Raw genomic sequence first — 18,245 nt, 5'->3', positions numbered from 1 at the left:
CGCTCAGCGCAGCGCGTGTCGCAGCAGCGCCCGGCGCCCGGCCGGATCCCCGGCGCGGAGCGCGGCCGGGAGCTCGGTGACGGCGTTCAGCCTCGAGGTGAGATGCAACCGGGCCGCGCGGGCGGCGCGGGGCCAGCCCCGTGCATCCGCTCGCGCCGCGACCTCGTCGAACAGCGTGCGCTCCTCGGCGAACTTCGCGCCGTCGGGGCCGGTGACCGCCGAGACGCTCGTCGCGTGGCGGCGGTAGGAGAAGACGACCTCGTCGTCGAGCAGCAGCGAGCCGCCGTCGAAGACGATGTCCATCATCAGCGCCAGATCCTGCACCACCTCGAAGCCCTCGCGGAAGCCGAACCGCCGCAGGTCCGCCGCCCGCCAGAGCACCGACGGGAAGTACGCCCAGTTGCCCCGCAGCAGGCTCGTCGCCAGGCGCTCGCCTGAAGCGGTGCGGATGCCGTGCCCGCCGAGACGGAGCAGCCCCTTGACCCGGTCGGCGAGCGGGTGGTGCACGGCTCCGTCGGCGTCGATCACCTCGACGCCGGGCTGAACGATCGAGGCGTCGGGCTCGGCGGCGACCAGAGCGCGCACGCGGGCGACGTACCCCGGGTGCATCCGGTCGTCCGACCCCATCAGCACCGCGCGCTCGTTCTCGATCAGCCGCACGCACTCGCGGAAGTTGCCGCCCACGCCGAGGTTCTCGGCGTTGCGGCGATACTGCACCCGCGGGTCGTCGAGGGCCTGCGCCCACGCGCCCGGGGCCGGGTCGGGGTACCGGTCGTCCACGATCACCAGCCGCCAGTCGGGATCGGACTGGGCGAGGACGCTCTCGACGGCCTCGCGGAAGTGGTCGAACCGTCCGTAGAACGGCATCAGGATGTCGATGGTCACAGGGTCACAGGGTCACGGGGCGACGGCCTGCTCGCGGGCGGCCGGGGTCGTGAGGGGCAGGTCGACGTCGGTCAGTTCGAGCTTCGTCTTGACCCCGATCACGACGACCAGAACCCAGCCGAGCGGGCCGAGGAGCTGACCGCCGACGGCGCTCTCGGCCACCAGGGCGCCGAGCAGCAGGGCCGGTGCGAGTGTGACGGCGACCTGGGGGAGCCGGGTGCCCGTCCGGTCCAGCGGCGGATCGACCGCGAGCCACCAGGTGCGGTAGCCGGTGCCCACCAGGAGCAGCACGAGCAGCACCACGGCGACCGCCCCGGATTCGGAGGCGAGGGCCGGCCAGAGCGAGGAGAGCGGGATGCTGCGGGTCGCCTGGAGCGTGACGACCACGGCGAGGATCAGGACGGCGATCCCGAGGAGCACCCACATCCGCCGGCCGGGGCCGAGGCGGCGTGCCAGCAGGAGCGCCCCGGCCAGGAGGGCCGCGGCCGCGAGGGCGATCAGGGCGGGCAGCGACCGGGTCAGCGCCAGCACGATCACGGCGACGACGAGCCAGGCGACCGCCGGCCGGGTGCGGGCGAGCCCCTGCGTGAGCTGCACGCCGACGACGATCGCGGTGAGCACGGCGAGGAAGGCGAGCAGCTCGGCGTCGCCCACCAGGCCCTGGATCGGGCCCCCGTGGAACAGCGCCGCCTCGCTCCGCATCGCGCTGTAGGTGATGATCGGCTGCCGCACGAACACGGCGGCCACGAACTCGACGATCAGCGAGAGGGCGAGGATGCGCGTGAGCGCGATCCCGAGCGCCGTCACCACCCCGGGCCAGCTGAGCGCCGTCGTGAGGTACAGCCCGAGCAGGGTGACGGCCGCGAGCAGCACGAGGGCGACGGCGGTCTGGGCGGGCCAGGGCGACCAGCTGATCGAGAGCACGAGCACGACGGCCAGCAGCACGAAGGTGCGCGGGAACCGTCGGAGCGGCAGGCGCGACCAGAGCCTCCGCCGGGTCATCACGACCGCCACGGCCGCGACCAGGGCGGCCAGCAGAGCCAGCGAACCCCACGGGCCGAGGACGGCCGGCCAGAACCCGCCGGAGAACAGGCAGAAGATCGTGAAGACGGACAGCCACCGGGTCGCGGCGTCGGTCGGATAGCGCATGGGGAGAAGCCTACTCACCCGCCCGCGTGATCACGCGGGCGGGACGGGGACGGATGCGGCCCGGACGGCGCGTCAGACGAACGCGGCGAAGCCGGTGAGCGCGCGGCCCACGATCAGCGTGTTCATCTCCCGGGTGCCCTCGTAGGAGTAGAGCGCCTCGGCGTCGGCGAAGTGCCGGGCCACGTCGTAGTCGAGCACGATGCCGTTGCCGCCGAGCGCCTCGCGGCACCAGGCGACGGTCTCGCGCATCCGGGCCGTCGTGTAGGCCTTCGCGAGAGCGGAGTGCTCGTCGCGCTGCACGCCGTCGTCGAGCATCTGGGAGACGCGGACGACCATGCCGAGGCTCGCGGTGATGTTGCCGATGCTCTTGACCAGCAGATCCTGCACCAGCTGGTGGCTGGCGATGGGCTTGCCGAACTGCACGCGCTCCTTCGTGTAGCGCAGCGCCGCCTCGTAGGCGCCGACCGAGTTGCCGACCGCGGCCCAGGCGACCTCGGCGCGGGTCAGGCGCAGCACCTTCGCGGTGTCGCGGAAGGAGTTGGCGTTCTGCAGGCGCAGGCTGTCCGGGATGCGCACGTCCTCCAGCGTGATGTCGGCGTTCTGCACGATGCGCAGGCTCTGCTTGCCGAGGATCTTGGTCGCGGTGTACCCGGGGGTCGAGGTCGGCACGATGAAGCCCTTGACCTGGCCGTCGGCCGCATCCTTCGCCCAGATGACGGTGATGTCGCTGAAGGTCGCGTTGCCGATCCAGCGCTTGGAGCCGTTCAGCACCCAGTCGTCGCCGTCGCGCGTCGCGATCGTGCGGAGCCCCTGGGCCGAGTCGGAGCCGGACTGCGGCTCGGTGAGACCGAAGGCGCCGACGACCTCGCCCGAGGCCATCTTCGGCAGCCACTCGGCGCGCTGCTCGGGCGAGCCGGTCACGCTGATCGAGCCCATGGCCAGACCGTTCTGCACGCCGACCAGCGTCGCGACCGAGGCGTCGACCCGGGCGAGCTCGAGGGCGACGAAACCGCGGAACACGGCCGAGTTCTCGAACGGGCGTGTCTCGTCCCAGGCGAAGCGGAACGCATCCGTCGCCGCGAGGCCCTTCATGATGCCCTCGGGCAGGGTGGCGTTCTCCCAGTGCTCGTTGACGACCGGCTTCACCTCGGTCTCGAGGTAGCTGCGCAGGCGCGCGAGCGCCTCCTTCTCCTGGTCGGCGAGGAGGTCCTCGTACCCGTAGAAGTCGCTGGCGAGGGGCTCGAAGGTCATGGCTGCTCCGTTGCGTGGGGTTCGTGCCGGTCGGTCGGTGATCGGCGGAGCGAGCTTAATGCGGCGTGCTCCGAGCCGCCCGGGCGCTTGGTAGTTTTGTCCAAACGGGCCGATCACGTCAGACCGGTGACTTGTAGGTCGCGGATAACCGAGGCCGCGATCGGCTGTGAGGATGAGACAGGAATCATGTTCGTTCAGATCACCAACACCCCCCGTGACTACGCCTGGGGATCCGAGACGGCCATCCCCGAGCTGCTCGGCACGCCCTCCACGGGTGCGCCCCAGGCCGAGCTCTGGCTGGGCGCCCACCCCGGCAGCCCCTCGCGGATCGTGCACCCGGACGAGACCGGCGGCGCCCGCGACCTCGCCGAGTGGATCGCCGGCGACCCGACGCGGATCGTCGGCCGCCGCGGCACCCTGCCCTACCTGCTGAAGATCCTCGCCGCCGCGGCTCCGCTGTCGCTGCAGGCCCACCCGACGCTCGAGCGGGCCCGGGAGGGCTTCGCGAAGGAGAACGCGGAGGGAGTGCCGCTGGACTCCCCGGTGCGCAACTACAAGGACCCCCTGCACAAGCCCGAGCTCGTCGTCGCCCTGAGCGAGCGCTTCGAGGCGCTCTGCGGGTTCCGCCCGCTGGACGAGGTGCGCGAGATCGTCGACCTCCTCGTGCTGATCGACGGAGCCTCGACCGCGCCCCGGTGGGAGCTCTACGGCCCGATCGTGCACCTGCTGGAGGACTCGGAGACCATCGGCGAGAGCGACGCCGACATCCTGCGCTCGGTCGTCGCCTGGCTGCTGGCCGGCGGCGAGGAGGTCGAGGCCCTGGTCGGGCACCTGGTGCGCACCGCCGAGAAGGCGCTGCACCCGGCCCACGCCCACATGACCGACCCCTACACGCCGTCGCTGGAGACCGTGGTGCGACTGAACGAGGAGTACCCGGGCGACCCCGGGATCGTGATCTCGCTGCTGCTGAACCGGGTCTCGCTGCGCCGCGGCGAGGCGCTGTACCTGCCGGCCGGCAACATCCACGCCTACCTCGCCGGTCTCGGCGTCGAGCTGATGTCGGCCTCGGACAACGTGCTCCGCGGCGGCCTCACGCCCAAGCACGTCGACGTGCCGGAGCTGCTCGAGGTGCTCGACTTCGACTCGCTGCCCGTGCCCTACCTGGTGCCCTCGGAACCCGAGCCCGGCCTGTCGGTGTTCACCCCGGCGGTGCCGGACTTCGTGCTCGCCCGCGTCGAGCTCGGCGCGGAGACCTCGAACTCGGTGCGCTTCCGCCCCCAGGGCGCCGCGATCGCGATCTGCACCGCGGGCTCGGCGACCATCGCCGGCGACGGCGGATCGTTCACCCTGGTCAGGGGCGAGTCGGTCTTCATCACGCCGGACGAGGGCGAGCTCGTCATCGGCGGAGCGGGCAGCGTCTTCATCGCGGCCCCGGGCGCGCCGGCGGACCAGCTGCCCTGAGTGGGCTGAGCGGCTCGAGCGGGCTGAGCGGCAGCGGCGCTCGCCGACGGCGTGCGCTCGGCGAGCGGATCGCGGCGCCCGCTCAGGCCAGCGCGCGCACCGAGAAGGCGCGGCGGTAGGCCGCGGGCGTGGTGTTGAGCGACTTGCCGAAGTGGTGGCGCATCACCGCGGCGGTGCCGAAGCCGCTCTCGGCGGCGATCGCGTCCAGCGACAGCCCGGTCTCCTCCAGCAGGCGCTGCGCGTGCAGCAGCCGCTGCCGGTTGAGCCAGGCCCCCGGGGTCGCGCCGAGGTCGGCCTTGAAGCGGCGGGCGAAGGTGCGCGGGCTCATCAGGGCGCGGCGGGCCAGTTCGTCGATCGTCAGTTCCTGGTCGAGGTTGCCGAGCATCCACTCGGTCACCTCGGCGAAGGAGTCGCTGCGCGACTCGGGGATGGGCGTGGCGATGAACTGGGCCTGGCCGCCGGCGCGCTGGGGCGGCACGACCATGCGGCGGGCCACCACGTTCGCGGCCGAGGCGCCGAGCTCGCTGCGGATGAGGTGGAGGCAGGCGTCGATGCCCGCGGCGGTGCCTGCGCTCGTGATGATCCGGCCGTCCTCCACGAAGAGCACGTCGGGGTCGACCGTGATGTCGGGGAACTCCGTCGCGAGCCGGTCGGCGTGCATCCAGTGCGTGGTGGCGTTGCGGCCGGAGAGGATGCCCGCCTTCGCGAGCGTGAACGCCCCGCTGCAGATGCTCATCACCCAGGCGCCCCGGTCGACCGCGTCTCGGAGCACCTGCGCGATCGCGGGGTGCACCTCGTCGTCGACGCGGTGGGCGGGCACCGCGATCAGGTCGGCGTCGGCCGCGGCCTCGAGCCCGTTCGGGATGACCATGTCGTAGCCGAGGCTGGTCGGCACCGTGCCGGGCTCGACGGCGGCGATGGTGAAGTCGAACACGGGCCCGCCGTGCTCGCGGCGGTCGATGCCGAACGCCTCGCAGACCACGCCGAACTCGAACGGGGCGACACCGGGGATGGCGAGGAGCACGACCTTCTTGAGCATGCTGGCAGGATATCGACGGACGGCCAGAAAAGTCCAGTCGTCTCGCGGCCGTCACGCCGTGTCGCAACCCTCCACGCGCGCTTTAAGGTTTACGATCTGCGACTTGACGTGAGCGAACTACACGGGTGTAATTAGGGAACGGGGTTTTCGGCAGGTCGCAGACTGGTTCAGAGGGTGGAGCGTGATATGGCAATGTCAGAGTACCGCTCAGGCGTTCCCGACGATTGGTTCATCGACCCGGTCAACCTCGGTGTTCCCGGGGTGCGGCAGCCCGCGCCGGTCGAAGACAATCCGCTCGCCTGGCAGGCCGATTCGCTCTGTGCGCAGACCGATCCCGAGGCCTTCTTCCCGGAGAAGGGCGGCTCGACCCGCGACGCGAAGCGCATCTGCACCTCGTGCGAGGTCAAGGCCCAGTGCCTCGAGTACGCCCTGCAGAACGACGAGCGCTTCGGCATCTGGGGCGGGCTCTCCGAGCGCGAACGCCGGAAGCTGCGCAAGCGCGCCTGAGTCGTCGCGACTCCCTCCCGACCGCACGCTGACGCGTCCCGGCTCGATCCGCGGGCGGTCTGCACGGGTCCCGCATCCACACACGATTCATAAGAACGCGGCACGCCGGGGATGACCGGCGGCTTCGACCGGCCCGCCGCTTAGAGTCGGTGCGATGCAAGCCCGAGTCACTGCCGTCCTCGTCTCCTCGAACGGAGCCGACTATCTTCCGCGAACCCTCGACGCGATCGCGGCCCAGACTCGAGCCCCCGATGCTCTCGTCGTCGTCGACTGCGCCTCGACCGATGCGACCTCGGCGCTGCTGGCCGCCGCCCAGCCCACCCGCTTCATCTCGGCCTCGAGCCGTCTGAGCTTCGGCACCGCCGTGCAGCACGCCCTCGGTGTCGCGCCGCCCCCCACCGCGGAGAACGAGTGGCTGTGGCTGCTCGCCCACGACACCGCTCCCGAGCCGGATGCGCTGGCCGCACTGCTGGCCGCCGTCGAGGTCAACCCCTCGGTGGCCGCGGCCGGTCCGAAGCAGATGGAGTGGAACGACCCCGACTACATCAGCGAGTTCGGCGAGACCGTGACCTCGCTCGGCGCCAGTGTGCCGCTCGTCGAGACCGAGCTCGACCAGGCCCAGCACGACCGGATGAGCGACGTGCTCGCGATGGGCGCCGCGGGGCTGCTCGTGCGCCACACGGTGTGGAACCAGGTCGGCGGCTTCGACCCCGCCCTGCCGACGGCCGACAACGGGCTCGACTTCGGCATCCGCGTGCGCCTCGCCGGCCACCGCGTGATGGCCGTGCCCTCGGCGCGCGTGGCCACCGACGGCGACGGCTTCTCCGGCCCCGGCCGCTCGATCAAGGGCTCGGCACGACGCAAGCGCCAGACCGCCCGCCGCGCCGCGCAGCTGCACCGCCGGCTGGTCTACGCACCGCCGTTCGCCGTGCTGTTCCACTGGCTCTCGCTCGTGCCGCTGGCCGTCGCGCGCTCGCTGTTCCAGCTCATCCGCAAGCAGCCGGGCGCGATCGGCGGCGAGTTCGCGGCCGCGTTCAAGACCGCGTTCGGCTCGAAGATCACCGAGGCCAGGCGCCGCCTCAAGGCCTCCCGGCGCGTCGGCTGGCGCGCGATCTCGCCGCTGCGGATGCCCGGGGACGAGATCCGGCGCCGACGCTCGCTGCAGCGCGAGATCGCCCTGACCTACCTGCGGGGCGAGCGCGACCGCATCCAGTTCGTCGGCAGCGGCGGGCTCGCCACCGTGCTGGTTGTCGCCCTGATCGGCTTCGTCATCTTCCTCCCCGTCTTCGGCGCCGCCGCGATCACCGGCGGGGGAGCCCTGCCGCTCGACGCCACGCCGGGGTCGCTCTGGGCGCAGATCGGCACCGGGTTCCGCGACCTGGGGCTCGGCTTCGTCGGGGCGGCCGACCCGTTCGCCGCGCTGATCGCGGTGGTCGGCTCGATCACCTTCTGGTCGCCCTCGTTCGCGATCGTCTGCCTCTACCTCGTCTCGCTGCCGCTCGCCGCCCTGGGCGCCTGGTTCTGCGCCGCGCGGATCACCGACCGGCCCGCTCTCCGCAGCGTCGCCGCGGTGCTCTGGGTGCTGGCGCCGTCGTTCCTCGGCGCGCTGGACGCGGGGATGATCGGGCCTCTGATCGCCCACCTCCTCCTTCCCTGGCTGGTGCTCGCCGGGCTGGCCGCGCCGAAGTCGTGGTCGGCCTCGGCGATGGCGTCGATCCTCTTCGCCGCCGTGCTCGCCGCCGCACCCTCGCTCTGGCCCGCGCTGCTGGTGATCTGGCTGATCGCCACGGTCGCCAGCCGTCGTGACGTGATGCGGCTGATCGGGGTGCCGATCCCGGCGCTCGCGCTGTTCGCCCCTCTCGTCTACGACCAGTTCCAGCGCGGCACGCCGCTCGCCCTGCTCGCCGATCCCGGCGTGCCGGTGTGGCGGGCCGACGTGCCGGTCATCGACCTGCTGATCGGGCTGCCGCAGACCGGTCTGGCCGGGTGGCAGTCGATCGCCGACCAGGCGCTCGGGCTCGACGCCGGTCTCGTGCTGCTGATCGTCGGCATCCTGGCCCTGCCCCTGGGCATCATCGCGCTGGCCGCGCTCTTCCTGCCCGGCTCGTACCGGGCGGTCGTCGCCGTGGTCATCGGCATCCTCGGGTTCGCGACCGCCGTCGGCTCGACCCAGCTCGCGCTGGCGACGAGCGGGGCGCAGTCGGTCTCGATCTGGCCCGGCTCGGGCCTCAGCCTGTACTGGCTCGGTCTCGTCGGGGCCGCGGTCATCGGGCTCTCCTCGCTGCCGCGACTGTCGGCGGTTCCCGCGGTCGTCGCCGCGGCGGCGGTCGGCATCATCGCCCTGCCGATGGGGCTGGGCGTGCTGTTCGGCACCGCGCAGATCACGCCGGGCTCGGGCCGCCAGCTGCCCGCCTACGTCGCGGCCGAGGCCTCCAACACCCCACGGGTCGGCACGCTGCTGCTCACCCCGCAGGCCGACGGCGGACTCGGGGCGAGCGTCGTGCACGGCCCCGGTCCCACCCTCAGCCAGCAGTCGACGCTCGCCTCGACCGAGGCCGACACCGATCAGGCGCGCACCGAGCTCGCGGAGATCGTAGGCAACGCGGCCTCGGTCAGCGGCGACGACGTCGCGGGGCGGCTCACCGCGCTGGGCGTGGAGTTCGTGCTGCTGCAGCCCGCGTCGGCGGTGCCCTCTGCGGGGGCCGGTGGGTCGGGGTCTGCCGGTGGTGCTGCTTCCGGCGGCGCGGCCGCCGGGTCGGCCGGGTCCGCCGCCGAGGCGACCATCGCGCGCTCGTCGAACGCGCTGAGCAGCAACCCGCAGCTGACCTTCATCGGCAGCACCTCGGCGGGGGAGCTCTGGCAGGTCGTCGGCGACGGCACGCTCGCCACTCTGCCCGCGCCGGTGCCCACCAACAACGGAACCCCGATCGGCGTGCTCGTGCTCATCGTGCAGGGCTTCATCTTCGGGGTGGCGCTGCTGCTGGCCCTGCCGGCCGGGCGACTGCAGGTGCAGGGCAACCGCGCCGTGAGCACCACGGCCCACGTCGGCGCGGCCGACTCGGTCGAGGAGGAGATCGCCGAGGAGAAGTCGACCTCGTACGACGACGACATCGCCGTGGGCGAGGAGCCCGAGGCGCTGGAGCTGGAGCCTGCCTCTGCCTTCGTGCCGGCCTCCGCCTCGGCGTCGGCTTCCGTCTCTGCCTCTGCCTCTGCGCCTGCCTCGGCCTCAGAGCCCGCGTCCGCCTCGACACCGGCCCCGGCCTCCGCGCCCGCCGACGCGCGGCGCGGTGCGGCGGTGGCTGACCCCGCCGTCGCGGGCGCGGAAGTCGCCGCCGCGTCGGCTGCGGGGCTCGCCGCGGCCACCGGCGCCAGGGACTCGTTCCGCGAGGACACGTCAACCGGAGAACTCGCGGCCGAGCCCGTCGCCACGTCGACCGGGGTCTACGCCGCGCAGTACCTCGACGCCCCTGTCGAGGCGGCTCCCGACCCCGACCCGCTGCGTCCCGCTGCGCCCTTGGCGGCGACCAAGCCCGAGGCGCCGGTCGAGCCCGCGATGGCTGACGAGCATTCGGCTCCGAACGAGCCCGCGATGGTCGACGCGGCCGCTTCGCCGGTCGGTCCCACGGTCGACACCGCGCCGGTGACCGTCATCCCGCCCACCGACGAGGGCCGGGCAGACGCGGCGTCGGAGGACGCGCTCGAGCGCGGTCACGGTGCCCCCTCGTCCGCAGACGAGGACTCGGCAGCTCCGGGCGACCGAGGGCCGGAATCGGCCGGCGTCGGTTCGTCCGCGCCGGAACCGCAGATCCTCATCGAGCCGGTCGAGCCCTCGCGCGTCGACCCGATCGAGCCGCCCGGGGTCGACCCGCTGGTCGAGACCGTGGGCACGCCCGCGCCGCCGGCGTGGCCGCTGATCCCGCCGGCCCAGCCCGAGCCCGCGCATCCTGAGTCGGGCCAGACCTCGGCGCGCGAGACCGCCTCCAAGCCCGACGCCGGATTCGAGGGTGCGCGACCCGCGCCGGAGTTCGACGACTACGACCCGAACGACGAGACCGTGCTGAGCATCCGTGACGCCATCGAGCGCGACGAGCGCAACCGCCCCACCGGAGAGGAGGGCCCGACCTATGGCCGCTGATCACGACCCCACCGAGCCCGCCGGCCGCGCGGACCGCGCAGTGCCGAACGGCCCCGCCGAGCCCGGCGACCGTGCCATGCCGAACGGCCCCGGCGACCGTGCCATGCCGAACGGCCCCGCCGACCGTGCCGAGCCCAGCGGCCGCACTGCTCCTGCCCGTCAGGACTCGCAGTCCGGCGATGGTGTGTCTGCGGGTGACGCAGCGGCCACCGAGCGCCTCGACGATGGCGCCGTGCGCGGCGACGCGGACCGCACCAGGTCGAGCGGAGACGCCGCAGAGGCCTCGACTGCCGGGACGGCAGCCTCCGACAGCGCCGCTGCCGGCGCTACGGCTGCCTCCGAGAGTGCCGCCACCGGGCGCGGCACTCGGCGGCCCAAGTCGCGACTGCAGGACACCTCGGCCAAGCGCACTCCCCAGCAGCGCTCGAGCCAGCGCCGCGCCGTGGCCACCGGAGCGCGGCTCGCGACCGGTCTGGTCGTCGCCGCCGGAGCCGCCGCCGTCGCGATCGCCGCCGTGGTGCTGCCGCTTCCTTCCGTGACCGCGGCCCCCGCATCCTTCACCGTCGACCCGGCGCCCGCCGAGGAGGTCCGGGCCTGCCCGGGCCCGGTCGTGCGGCTCTCGGACGACTCCGGGCAGTCGGCCACCGCGATCTCGACCGTCGGCACCGCCGACTACACCTCCGCCGCGGGGCTGCCCGACGCCGCCCTCGTGCAGGAGGCGCTCGAGTCGCCGAACGCCACGAACTGGAGCCCGGCGACCGCCCCCCAGCGCATCACCCTCCCCGCCGAGGCCGCGACGGCCGACGCTCTGTTCAGCGCCGCGCAGTCGCAGACCGTGGGGGAGGGCGACCTCGTCGGCTTCGCCTCGACTTCGTGCGGTGAGGCCACCGCGGACAGCTGGCTCGTCGCCGGAGCGACGACGGTGGGACGCACGAGCTTCGTGCACCTGACCAACCCCGGGGATGTTGCCGCCGTGGTCGACCTCAGCGTCTTCGGCGAGCAGGGGGCGGTGGAGTCGCCCGGCTCGCGCAACATCGACGTACCGGCGCGTTCGACGCGCATCCTGTCGCTCTCGGGGCTCGCGCCCGACCTGGCGTCGCCGGTGATCCACGTCGTCGCCCGCGTCGGAGCCGTCACGGCCGCCGTGCAGCAGAGCGTGGTGCGCGGTCTCGAGCCCGGCGGCGTCGAGCTCGCCGGAACCACCACGGCCCCGGCCACCCGCCAGGAGATCTCGGGCGTGCAGGTCTCGGGCACCTCCTCGATCGCCGAGCGGCTCGGGAGCCCCGATGCGGCCGATCTGCAGAGCGTCCTGCGGCTGTTCACCCCCGGCACGGCGCCGGCCTCGGTGACCGTGACGGTCTCCGAGGAGCGCAACGGCGGCGCGCAGACCCAGTACCAGCTCGGATTGACCCCGCAGATCGTGACGGAGTTCCCGCTGCAGGACATCCCGGACGGCACCTACCTCGTCGACGTGCAGTCCGACCAGCCCGTCGTGGCCTCGGCCCGCACCTCGACGATCGCGAACGGTGTCACCGACTTCGCGTGGTTCCAGGCCTCCCAGCCGCTGGACACCACGTTCTTCGTCTCCGCCGCCCAGGGCCCGAACCCGCGGCTGCACCTGATCAACGACACCGGGGCCGACGTGCAGGTCACGCTGACGGCGACCGACGGCACGCAGCTGCCGGTCACCTTCGTGCCGGGTGCTCGCTCGATCGGCCTGGAGGCCGGCAAGTCGTATACGGTGGTCACCTCGGCGCCGGTCTCGGGCACCGTCTCGTACTTCGGCGACGGGCAGATCTCGTCCTACGCCGTCACCCCGCCGAGCCCCGCCGCGGGCCCCGTCGTCGTCTACCCGTAGGCGCGCCCAAGCCGGCCGCCGCCCGGGCGACCCCGCCCGGGCCGGGGCGCCCGGCCCCGTTCCGCGCCGGACGTCCCGTCACGCGCCGCCGCGCCGCCGGGCCGCCGGGCCTGCCGAGGTGGTGCACGAACGGGCTGAAGATCGTGCTCATGGCGTCTCTATGCACGTATGAGCACGATCTTCAGCCCGTTCGTACACCTCCCCGCCAAGCAGGCCTACACGAACGGGCTGCTGAGAGCGCCTATGCGTGCATATGCGCGCCATGAGCATTCTCAGCAGCCCGTTCGAACGTGCCAGCCCGGGTGCGCGACGAACGGAATGAAAATCGCACCCCCTGAGCACGCATGATCGCCAAGGGGTGCGATTTTCATTCCGTTCGTTTCGGCCCACCGCCCCAGCCCCGCTTGCACACCGCCCCAAACCGCCCTAGAGTGCGTGTAAACGTTTTCGTAAACGTTTACAAACCCGAACGCAAGGATGCAGCGGATGCCCCAGACGAAGAAGTCGACTCTCGTGCTCGTCGCCGAGCGCGCCGGCGTCTCGATCGCCTCCGTCTCCCGGGTCATGAACGGCCTCCCCGCCTCCGACCAGATCATCGAGCGCGTGCGCCGGGCGGCCGACGAGCTCGGCTACGTGCCGGATGCGACCGCGCGCTCGCTCAAGGCCGGCCGCACCGAGCAGATCGCCCTCGCCGTCGCCGACGTCGGAAACCCGGTCTACGTCGGCATGATGCACGAGATCTCCCGGGTCGTGACCAAGGCCGGCTACCGCCTCGTGCTCTCCTCGACGGGCTCGGACCCGCGTGACCAGATCGACCTGCTGACGAGCCTCAACCGCGGTTTCGCCGACGGCCTGATCCTCAGCCCCCTCCGCGTGCCCGAGGAGCTCGGCGCCCAGCTCAAGGCCAGCCGCCTCCCGATCGTGATCATCGGTTCCCTTCCGCCGGGCGTCGAACTCGACAACGTCCGCGCCGACTCGGTCGCGGGCATCGCCCTGGCCGTCGACCACCTGGTCGAGCAGGGCCGCAGCCGCATCGCCTTCGTCAACGGCCCGGTCGACACCGTCCCGGGTGCCGCCCGACTCGACGGCTACGTGAAGGCGATCACCGCGCGCGGCCTCCCGCTCAACCAGGACGCCCAGGTCGGCGCCAAGGACTTCACCTACAAGGCCGGCCTCAAGGCCGCCGCCCGCCTGCTCGACCAGTGCACGCCGGATGCGGTGGTCTGCTCCAACGACCTGCTCGCGATCGCGCTGATCAAGGTCGCGACCGAACGGGGCCTCCGGGTGCCGGACGACCTCGCGATCGTCGGGATGGACGACACCGACATCGCCGACCTCGCGAATCCCTCGATCACCAGCGTCGACCTCGGCTCGATCACCCGTGCGAAGACCGCGGCGAAGCTGCTGCTGCGACGCCTCGAGGATCCGCAGGCCCCGGTCGAGCAGGTCGTCATCGAACCGACTCTCACCGTGCGCGCCTCCTCGGTGACCCGAACGACGGAAGGCTAGACCATGACAGTGGCTGCAACGGCGACGAAGCCGACGCCCACCCCGACCCCGCCGCGCCCGCGCCGCACCCGCAACCGCGGTTTCGGCGGCGGGGGCCGCGACGCCTGGCTGCTCGTGCTCCCCGCGCTGATCCCGGTGCTCCTGTTCAGCGTGTACCCGCTGGCCCAGGGCATCCTGTTGGGGTTCACGGATGCGAAGGCCGGCCTCAACCAGGTCACCACCTTCAACGGGCTCGACAACTACTCCAAGCTGCTCACCAACGACCTGTTCTGGAACTCGTTCCGCATCGGCCTGATCTGGGCCTTCGGCGTCACGATCCTGCAGTTCCTGGCGGCCCTCGGCCTCGCCCTGCTGCTGAACCTCGACCTCAAGCTGCGCTGGCTCGCCCGCACGCTGGCCCTGGTGCCGTGGGCGATGCCCCCGGTGATCATCGCGATCATGTGGCGGCTGATGCTCAACCCGACCTACGGCCCGATCAACGGCACCCTCCGCGCGCTCGGGCTCCCGGGTGACACCAACTGGCTCGGCGACTTCTCGACCGCGCTGCCCGCGGTGATCGTCGTCGGCATCTGGGCCGGGATGCCGCAGACCACCATCACCCTGCTGGCCGGCCTCCAGAACGTGTCGGCCGACCTGCACGAGGCGGCGTCGATCGACGGGGCGAACGCCCTGCAGCGGTTCTGGCACATCACGCTCCCCGCGCTCCGGCCGGTGATCGTCGCGATCACGACCCTCGACCTGATCTGGAACTTCAACTCCTTCGCCCTGGTCTACGTGCTGACCACGGGCGGGCCGGGAGGCCAGACCATGCTGCCGATGCTCTTCGCCTACAACGAGGCGTTCCGCTACGGCAACTTCGGCTACGCGGCCGCCATGGGCAACGTGATGGTCATCGTCATCGCCGCCTTCCTCTTCTTCTATCTCCGCAGCCAGGCGAGGAGCCGACTCTCATGACCCAGGCCATCGCCCCCGCCCCCGAGACCCGGCTGCCCGACGCCGGCGACGGGCCGACGCCGAAGGGCACACCGTCGGCCCGGCGCACCCGCGCCGTCACCCGCCCGCTGCAGTACTTCGCGCTGGCGCTGTACATCGTCTTCCTCGGGTTCCCGCTGCTGTTCCTCCTGATCACGTCGTTCAAGACGCCGCAGGAGCTGCAGTCGCCCGACCCCCAGTTCCTGCCCCAGCAGTTCAACTTCGACAACTTCGTCGCGGCGATCGACAAGGCGAATCTGATCCATGCGGCGGGCAACAGCCTGTTCGTGGCCGTGCTCACGACCGTGATCGTCACCGCGATCTCGCTGCCGGCGGCCTACGCCCTGGCCCGGTTCCGCACGAAGCTGCGCGGGGTGGCGACCGGCTGGATCCTGCTCAGCCAGGTCTTCCCGTTCATCCTGATCATCATCCCGCTGTTCCTCGTGCTCAAGCAGATCGGGCTGGTCAACAATCTGTTCGGGCTGGTGCTCGTCTACACGGTCTGGTCGCTGCCTTTCGCGCTCTGGATGCTGCAGGGCTACGTCTCCGGCGTGCCGGTCGAGCTCGAGGAGGCCGGCTCGATGGACGGCGCCTCCCGGTTCCGGGTGCTGCGCTCGATCGTGCTGCCGCTGCTGGCCCCGGGCCTGGTGGCGACGAGCCTGTTCACCTTCATCTCGTCGTGGAACGAGTTCTTCTTCGCCCTGGTGCTGATCCAGGATCCGAATCTGCAGACCCTGCCGCTGACCCTCGCCCGCTTCGTCGGCGCCGAGGGCCAGGTGCAGCTCGGCCAGCTGGCCGCGGCCTCGCTGCTGGCGACCATCCCGAGCCTGGTGTTCTTCGCGCTGATCCAGCGCCGACTGACCTCCGGGCTGATGAGCGGAGCGGTGAAGGGCTGAGCCCCGGCGCCGCACCTGACCCGCACCCGCAGCAAACCTGAAACCGACCCCCCGACCAACACCCCCACCCCACACCAGGAAACACAAGGAGACATCATGAAGAGAAAGGCATTGCTCGGCATCGGCGCCGTGGCCATCGCCGGACTGCTCGGCGGCTGCGCCTTCGGCGGCGGCGGCACCACGACCGGAGGCAGCACTCCGAGCGGCCCGGTCACGCTGACCTTCCAGAGCCTCGCGTACCAGGACTCCACGGTCGCGGCGACCAAGAACATCGTCGACAGCTGGAACGCCGACCACCCCGACATCCAGATCAACCTGGTGCAGGGCAGCTGGGACAACGTGCACGACCAGCTCGTGACACAGTTCCAGGGCGGCACCGCACCCGACATCATCCACGACGAGTCCAGCGACATCATGGGCTTCGCGAACCAGGGCTATCTCGCCGACATCGGCCAGTACCTCACCGACGACGTGAAGAACGCCGTCAGCGACGACGTCTGGGACACCGTGACCACCTCCGACGACAAGATCGTCGCCGCGCCGACCCTCCTGCAGACCTACGTGGTCTTCGCCAACACGGATGCGTTCTCCGCGGCCGGCGTGCCGGTGCCCAGCGGCGACCAGCTCAGCTGGGACGACCTCCAGGCCGACGCCAAGAAGCTCACCGCGAACGGCAACTTCGGCGTGGGCTGGGGCCTCAAGCAGCCCACGGCCGCCGTCATGAACACGGCGCTGGGCTTCGACGGCACATTCTTCGACGTCTCCGACGACGGCTCGGCCACGATCGACGTCGGAGACGGCGAACTGTCGGTGCCCGAGAAGATCCACGCCATGGCCTACGACGACGGGTCGCTGGATCCGGTGACCCTCACGCAGTCCGGGTCGGATGTCCTCCCCGGCTTCCTCGGCGGCAAGTACGCCATGTACATCGGCGGCAACTTCCTCGCGCAGCAGATCACCGAGTCGGCGCCCGCCGGCTTCAACTGGACCGTGCTGCCCCCGCTCGCCGGATCGGCCGGCCCCGTGCAGGCCGCGAACCCGCAGACGATGTCCGTCTCGGCCCAGAGCCAGTACCCGGAGCAGGCCGCGCAGTTCATCGACTACTTCATGTCCCCCGACAACCAGGCCGCGCTCGCCCAGGGCGACTGGCTGATCCCGACCTCGGCCCCGGCGCGCGACGTCGTCGCCCAGCAGACCAGCGACGTGCCGGTCTGGCAGCCGATCCTCAAGACCGGTGAAGACCTCACGGGTGCGCCGTTCCAGAAGGCGACCAACTACCCGCAGTGGAAGGACCAGTACGCCACGCCGGGCCTCCAGCAGTACTTCTCGAACTCCATCGGCATCGACGAGCTCAAGAAGCAGCTGACCGACGGGTGGAACTCGATCTCGTGACGATCATGAAGGAGACGCAGATGGATCTGCTCGAGGACAAGGCGACCGGCGCCCTGGCCGGCGCCGCCGTGGGCGACGCGCTGGGAGGAGCCGCCGAGGGCAACACGCCCGAGGCCATCCAGCAGCGCTACGGCGGGTTCATCGAGGGGATCGTGCCGCCGTTCCTCGCCGACTGGAAGAACGCCCGCCCGATCGCGCCGTACCACAAGGGCGACGGTCACATCACGGATGACACCCTGATGACGACGGCGCTGGTCTCGGTCTACGACACGGTGCGCGACCACCTCGACGCCTTCGACATCGCGAACCATCTCGTCCCCCTGCTGATCGGAGAGCGGCGGTGGATCCCGGAGCTGGAGACCGAGACGATCCTCCTGCACCGCATCTTCCTGGCCGAGAAGTGGCTGGTGGCCCGGCTGCACTACGGCCACATCGATCCGCGCGAGGCGGGGGTCGGCAACATCGTGAACTGCGGGGCGACCATGTACATGGCGCCCGTGGGCATCGCGAACGCCGGCTCCCCGCAGACCGCGTACGACGAGGCGATCTCGGTCGCCGGCGCGCACCAGTCGAGCTACGGCCGCGAGGCCGCGGGGGTCTACGCGGCCTGCGTCGCCGAGGCCATGCGGCCCGGCGCCACCGTCGACTCGGTGGTGGACGTCGCCCTCGCGTTCGCGAAGGACGGCACGAAGGATGCGATCGACGCGGTCGTGCAGGCCGCGTCGGGGCTGGACGGCTGGCGGTCGTCGCTCGGCGTGCTCCGCGCCGCGGTCGAGCCGTTCGACACCGTGGGGCCGGACTACCGGGCCCCGGCGCGCGACGCCCGCATCCCGTCGCGGACCAAGTCGATCGAGGAGCTGCCGATCGCCCTCGGGATGCTCGTCTCGACCCGCGGCGACTACTCGGAGACCGTGCTCGGCGCGGTGAACTACGGGCGCGACTCGGACTCGATCGCCGTCATGGGCGGCTCGATCGCCGGCGCGCTCGGCGGGAGCGCCGTGGTGCCGAGCGGCTGGGTCGACGAGATCAGCGAGGCCAGCCGGCTCGACATCACGGCCGCCGGCCCGGTCATGGCGGCCGTCTCGCGAGACGTCTGGGCCAAGGACCGCGCCCGCTTCGACCAGCGGGCGGCCCTGTTCGCCCCGGTCGGGCAGGACGCGGCGCAGCGTGTGGCGGAGGGATCGTTCTGAC

At 71.8% G+C, this 18,245-nt stretch carries 13 protein-coding genes; 9 read left to right on the top strand and 4 right to left on the bottom strand.

The genetic code is table 11. From position 1 onward, the window contains the following. Positions 1–3: 3 nt before the first annotated feature. The 3 genes from AC59HU_RS10650 to AC59HU_RS10640 form a co-directional block, all read right to left on the bottom strand. On the bottom strand, positions 4–885 hold the full coding sequence (locus tag AC59HU_RS10650; protein WP_497223357.1) for a glycosyltransferase family 2 protein: 882 nt from the start codon (positions 883–885) through the stop codon (positions 4–6). 12 nt (positions 886–897) lie between these two features. Next, positions 898–2,034, bottom strand: coding sequence for a hypothetical protein (locus AC59HU_RS10645; protein ID WP_497223356.1), 1,137 nt, complete (start codon positions 2,032–2,034; stop codon positions 898–900). Between the two features lie 72 nt (positions 2,035–2,106). Next, positions 2,107–3,285, bottom strand: coding sequence for an acyl-CoA dehydrogenase family protein (locus AC59HU_RS10640; protein ID WP_497223355.1), 1,179 nt, complete (start codon positions 3,283–3,285; stop codon positions 2,107–2,109). Positions 3,286–3,471: 186 nt separating this feature from the next. Between AC59HU_RS10640 and manA the strand changes: the two genes are divergently transcribed. Continuing rightward, positions 3,472–4,746: a mannose-6-phosphate isomerase, class I gene (gene manA / locus AC59HU_RS10635; protein WP_497223354.1), complete on the top strand. Its 1,275-nt coding sequence runs from the start codon at positions 3,472–3,474 to the stop codon at positions 4,744–4,746. Between the two features lie 82 nt (positions 4,747–4,828). Here manA and AC59HU_RS10630 read toward each other — a convergent pair whose 3' ends face one another. Next, positions 4,829–5,785, bottom strand: a complete 957-nt coding sequence (locus AC59HU_RS10630) for a GlxA family transcriptional regulator (protein WP_497223353.1) — start codon at positions 5,783–5,785, stop codon at positions 4,829–4,831. 186 nt (positions 5,786–5,971) lie between these two features. Between AC59HU_RS10630 and AC59HU_RS10625 the strand changes: the two genes are divergently transcribed. The 8 genes from AC59HU_RS10625 to AC59HU_RS10590 all read left to right on the top strand — a co-directional run bounded on the left by AC59HU_RS10625 (position 5,972) and on the right by AC59HU_RS10590 (position 18,244). Beyond that, a complete protein-coding gene (locus tag AC59HU_RS10625) occupies positions 5,972–6,292 on the top strand; it encodes a WhiB family transcriptional regulator (RefSeq protein ID WP_497223352.1) in 321 nt (106 codons plus the stop codon). Positions 6,293–6,446: 154 nt separating this feature from the next. Further along, positions 6,447–10,427 carry a glycosyltransferase gene (locus AC59HU_RS10620; protein ID WP_497223351.1) on the top strand — a complete coding sequence of 1,327 codons (3,981 nt, stop codon included), beginning with the start codon at positions 6,447–6,449 and terminating at the stop codon, positions 10,425–10,427. Then, positions 10,417–12,285 (top strand): DUF5719 family protein, encoded by a 1,869-nt coding sequence (locus AC59HU_RS10615; protein WP_497223350.1) that lies wholly within the window; start codon positions 10,417–10,419, stop codon positions 12,283–12,285. Before AC59HU_RS10620 ends, AC59HU_RS10615 begins: the two co-directional genes overlap by 11 nt. 486 nt (positions 12,286–12,771) lie before the next feature. Then, positions 12,772–13,794, top strand: a complete 1,023-nt coding sequence (locus AC59HU_RS10610) for a LacI family DNA-binding transcriptional regulator (RefSeq protein WP_497223349.1) — start codon at positions 12,772–12,774, stop codon at positions 13,792–13,794. A 3-nt stretch (positions 13,795–13,797) separates the two neighbouring features. Beyond that, the gene (locus AC59HU_RS10605) at positions 13,798–14,748 is read left to right on the top strand and encodes a carbohydrate ABC transporter permease (RefSeq protein WP_497223348.1); all 951 of its coding nucleotides are present in this window, start codon (positions 13,798–13,800) and stop codon (positions 14,746–14,748) included. Next, entirely contained in the window at positions 14,745–15,662 is a 918-nt protein-coding gene (locus tag AC59HU_RS10600; RefSeq protein WP_497223347.1) for a carbohydrate ABC transporter permease, read from the top strand. The genes AC59HU_RS10605 and AC59HU_RS10600 overlap by 4 nt, the downstream gene beginning before the upstream one ends. A 96-nt stretch (positions 15,663–15,758) precedes the next feature. Further along, the gene (locus AC59HU_RS10595; RefSeq protein WP_497223346.1) at positions 15,759–17,054 is read left to right on the top strand and encodes an ABC transporter substrate-binding protein; all 1,296 of its coding nucleotides are present in this window, start codon (positions 15,759–15,761) and stop codon (positions 17,052–17,054) included. Further along, positions 17,036–18,244, top strand: a complete 1,209-nt coding sequence (locus AC59HU_RS10590) for an ADP-ribosylglycohydrolase family protein (protein ID WP_497223345.1) — start codon at positions 17,036–17,038, stop codon at positions 18,242–18,244. Before AC59HU_RS10595 ends, AC59HU_RS10590 begins: the two co-directional genes overlap by 19 nt. Position 18,245: the final 1 nt, after the last annotated feature.

This window comes from Herbiconiux sp. 320_LB (assembly GCF_059691755.1).
The sequence above is the reverse complement of the archived record's forward strand: the minus strand, read 5'-3'. Positions and strand labels throughout refer to the sequence as shown.

Excerpts from the sequence above, each read along its gene's own strand:
- AC59HU_RS10620 (WP_497223351.1), top strand. The coding sequence starts at position 6,447 with ATGCAAGCCCGAGTCACTGCCGTCCTCGTCTCCTCGAACGGAGCCGAC.
- AC59HU_RS10615 (WP_497223350.1), top strand. The coding sequence starts at position 10,417 with ATGGCCGCTGATCACGACCCCACCGAGCCCGCCGGCCGCGCGGACCGC.
- AC59HU_RS10610 (WP_497223349.1), top strand. The coding sequence starts at position 12,772 with ATGCCCCAGACGAAGAAGTCGACTCTCGTGCTCGTCGCCGAGCGCGCC.
- AC59HU_RS10600 (WP_497223347.1), top strand. The coding sequence starts at position 14,745 with ATGACCCAGGCCATCGCCCCCGCCCCCGAGACCCGGCTGCCCGACGCC.
- AC59HU_RS10630 (WP_497223353.1), bottom strand. The coding sequence starts at position 5,785 with ATGCTCAAGAAGGTCGTGCTCCTCGCCATCCCCGGTGTCGCCCCGTTC.
- AC59HU_RS10595 (WP_497223346.1), top strand. The coding sequence starts at position 15,759 with ATGAAGAGAAAGGCATTGCTCGGCATCGGCGCCGTGGCCATCGCCGGA.
- AC59HU_RS10625 (WP_497223352.1), top strand. The coding sequence starts at position 5,972 with ATGGCAATGTCAGAGTACCGCTCAGGCGTTCCCGACGATTGGTTCATC.
- AC59HU_RS10645 (WP_497223356.1), bottom strand. The coding sequence starts at position 2,034 with ATGCGCTATCCGACCGACGCCGCGACCCGGTGGCTGTCCGTCTTCACG.
- AC59HU_RS10640 (WP_497223355.1), bottom strand. The coding sequence starts at position 3,285 with ATGACCTTCGAGCCCCTCGCCAGCGACTTCTACGGGTACGAGGACCTC.
- manA (WP_497223354.1), top strand. The coding sequence starts at position 3,472 with ATGTTCGTTCAGATCACCAACACCCCCCGTGACTACGCCTGGGGATCC.
- AC59HU_RS10605 (WP_497223348.1), top strand. The coding sequence starts at position 13,798 with ATGACAGTGGCTGCAACGGCGACGAAGCCGACGCCCACCCCGACCCCG.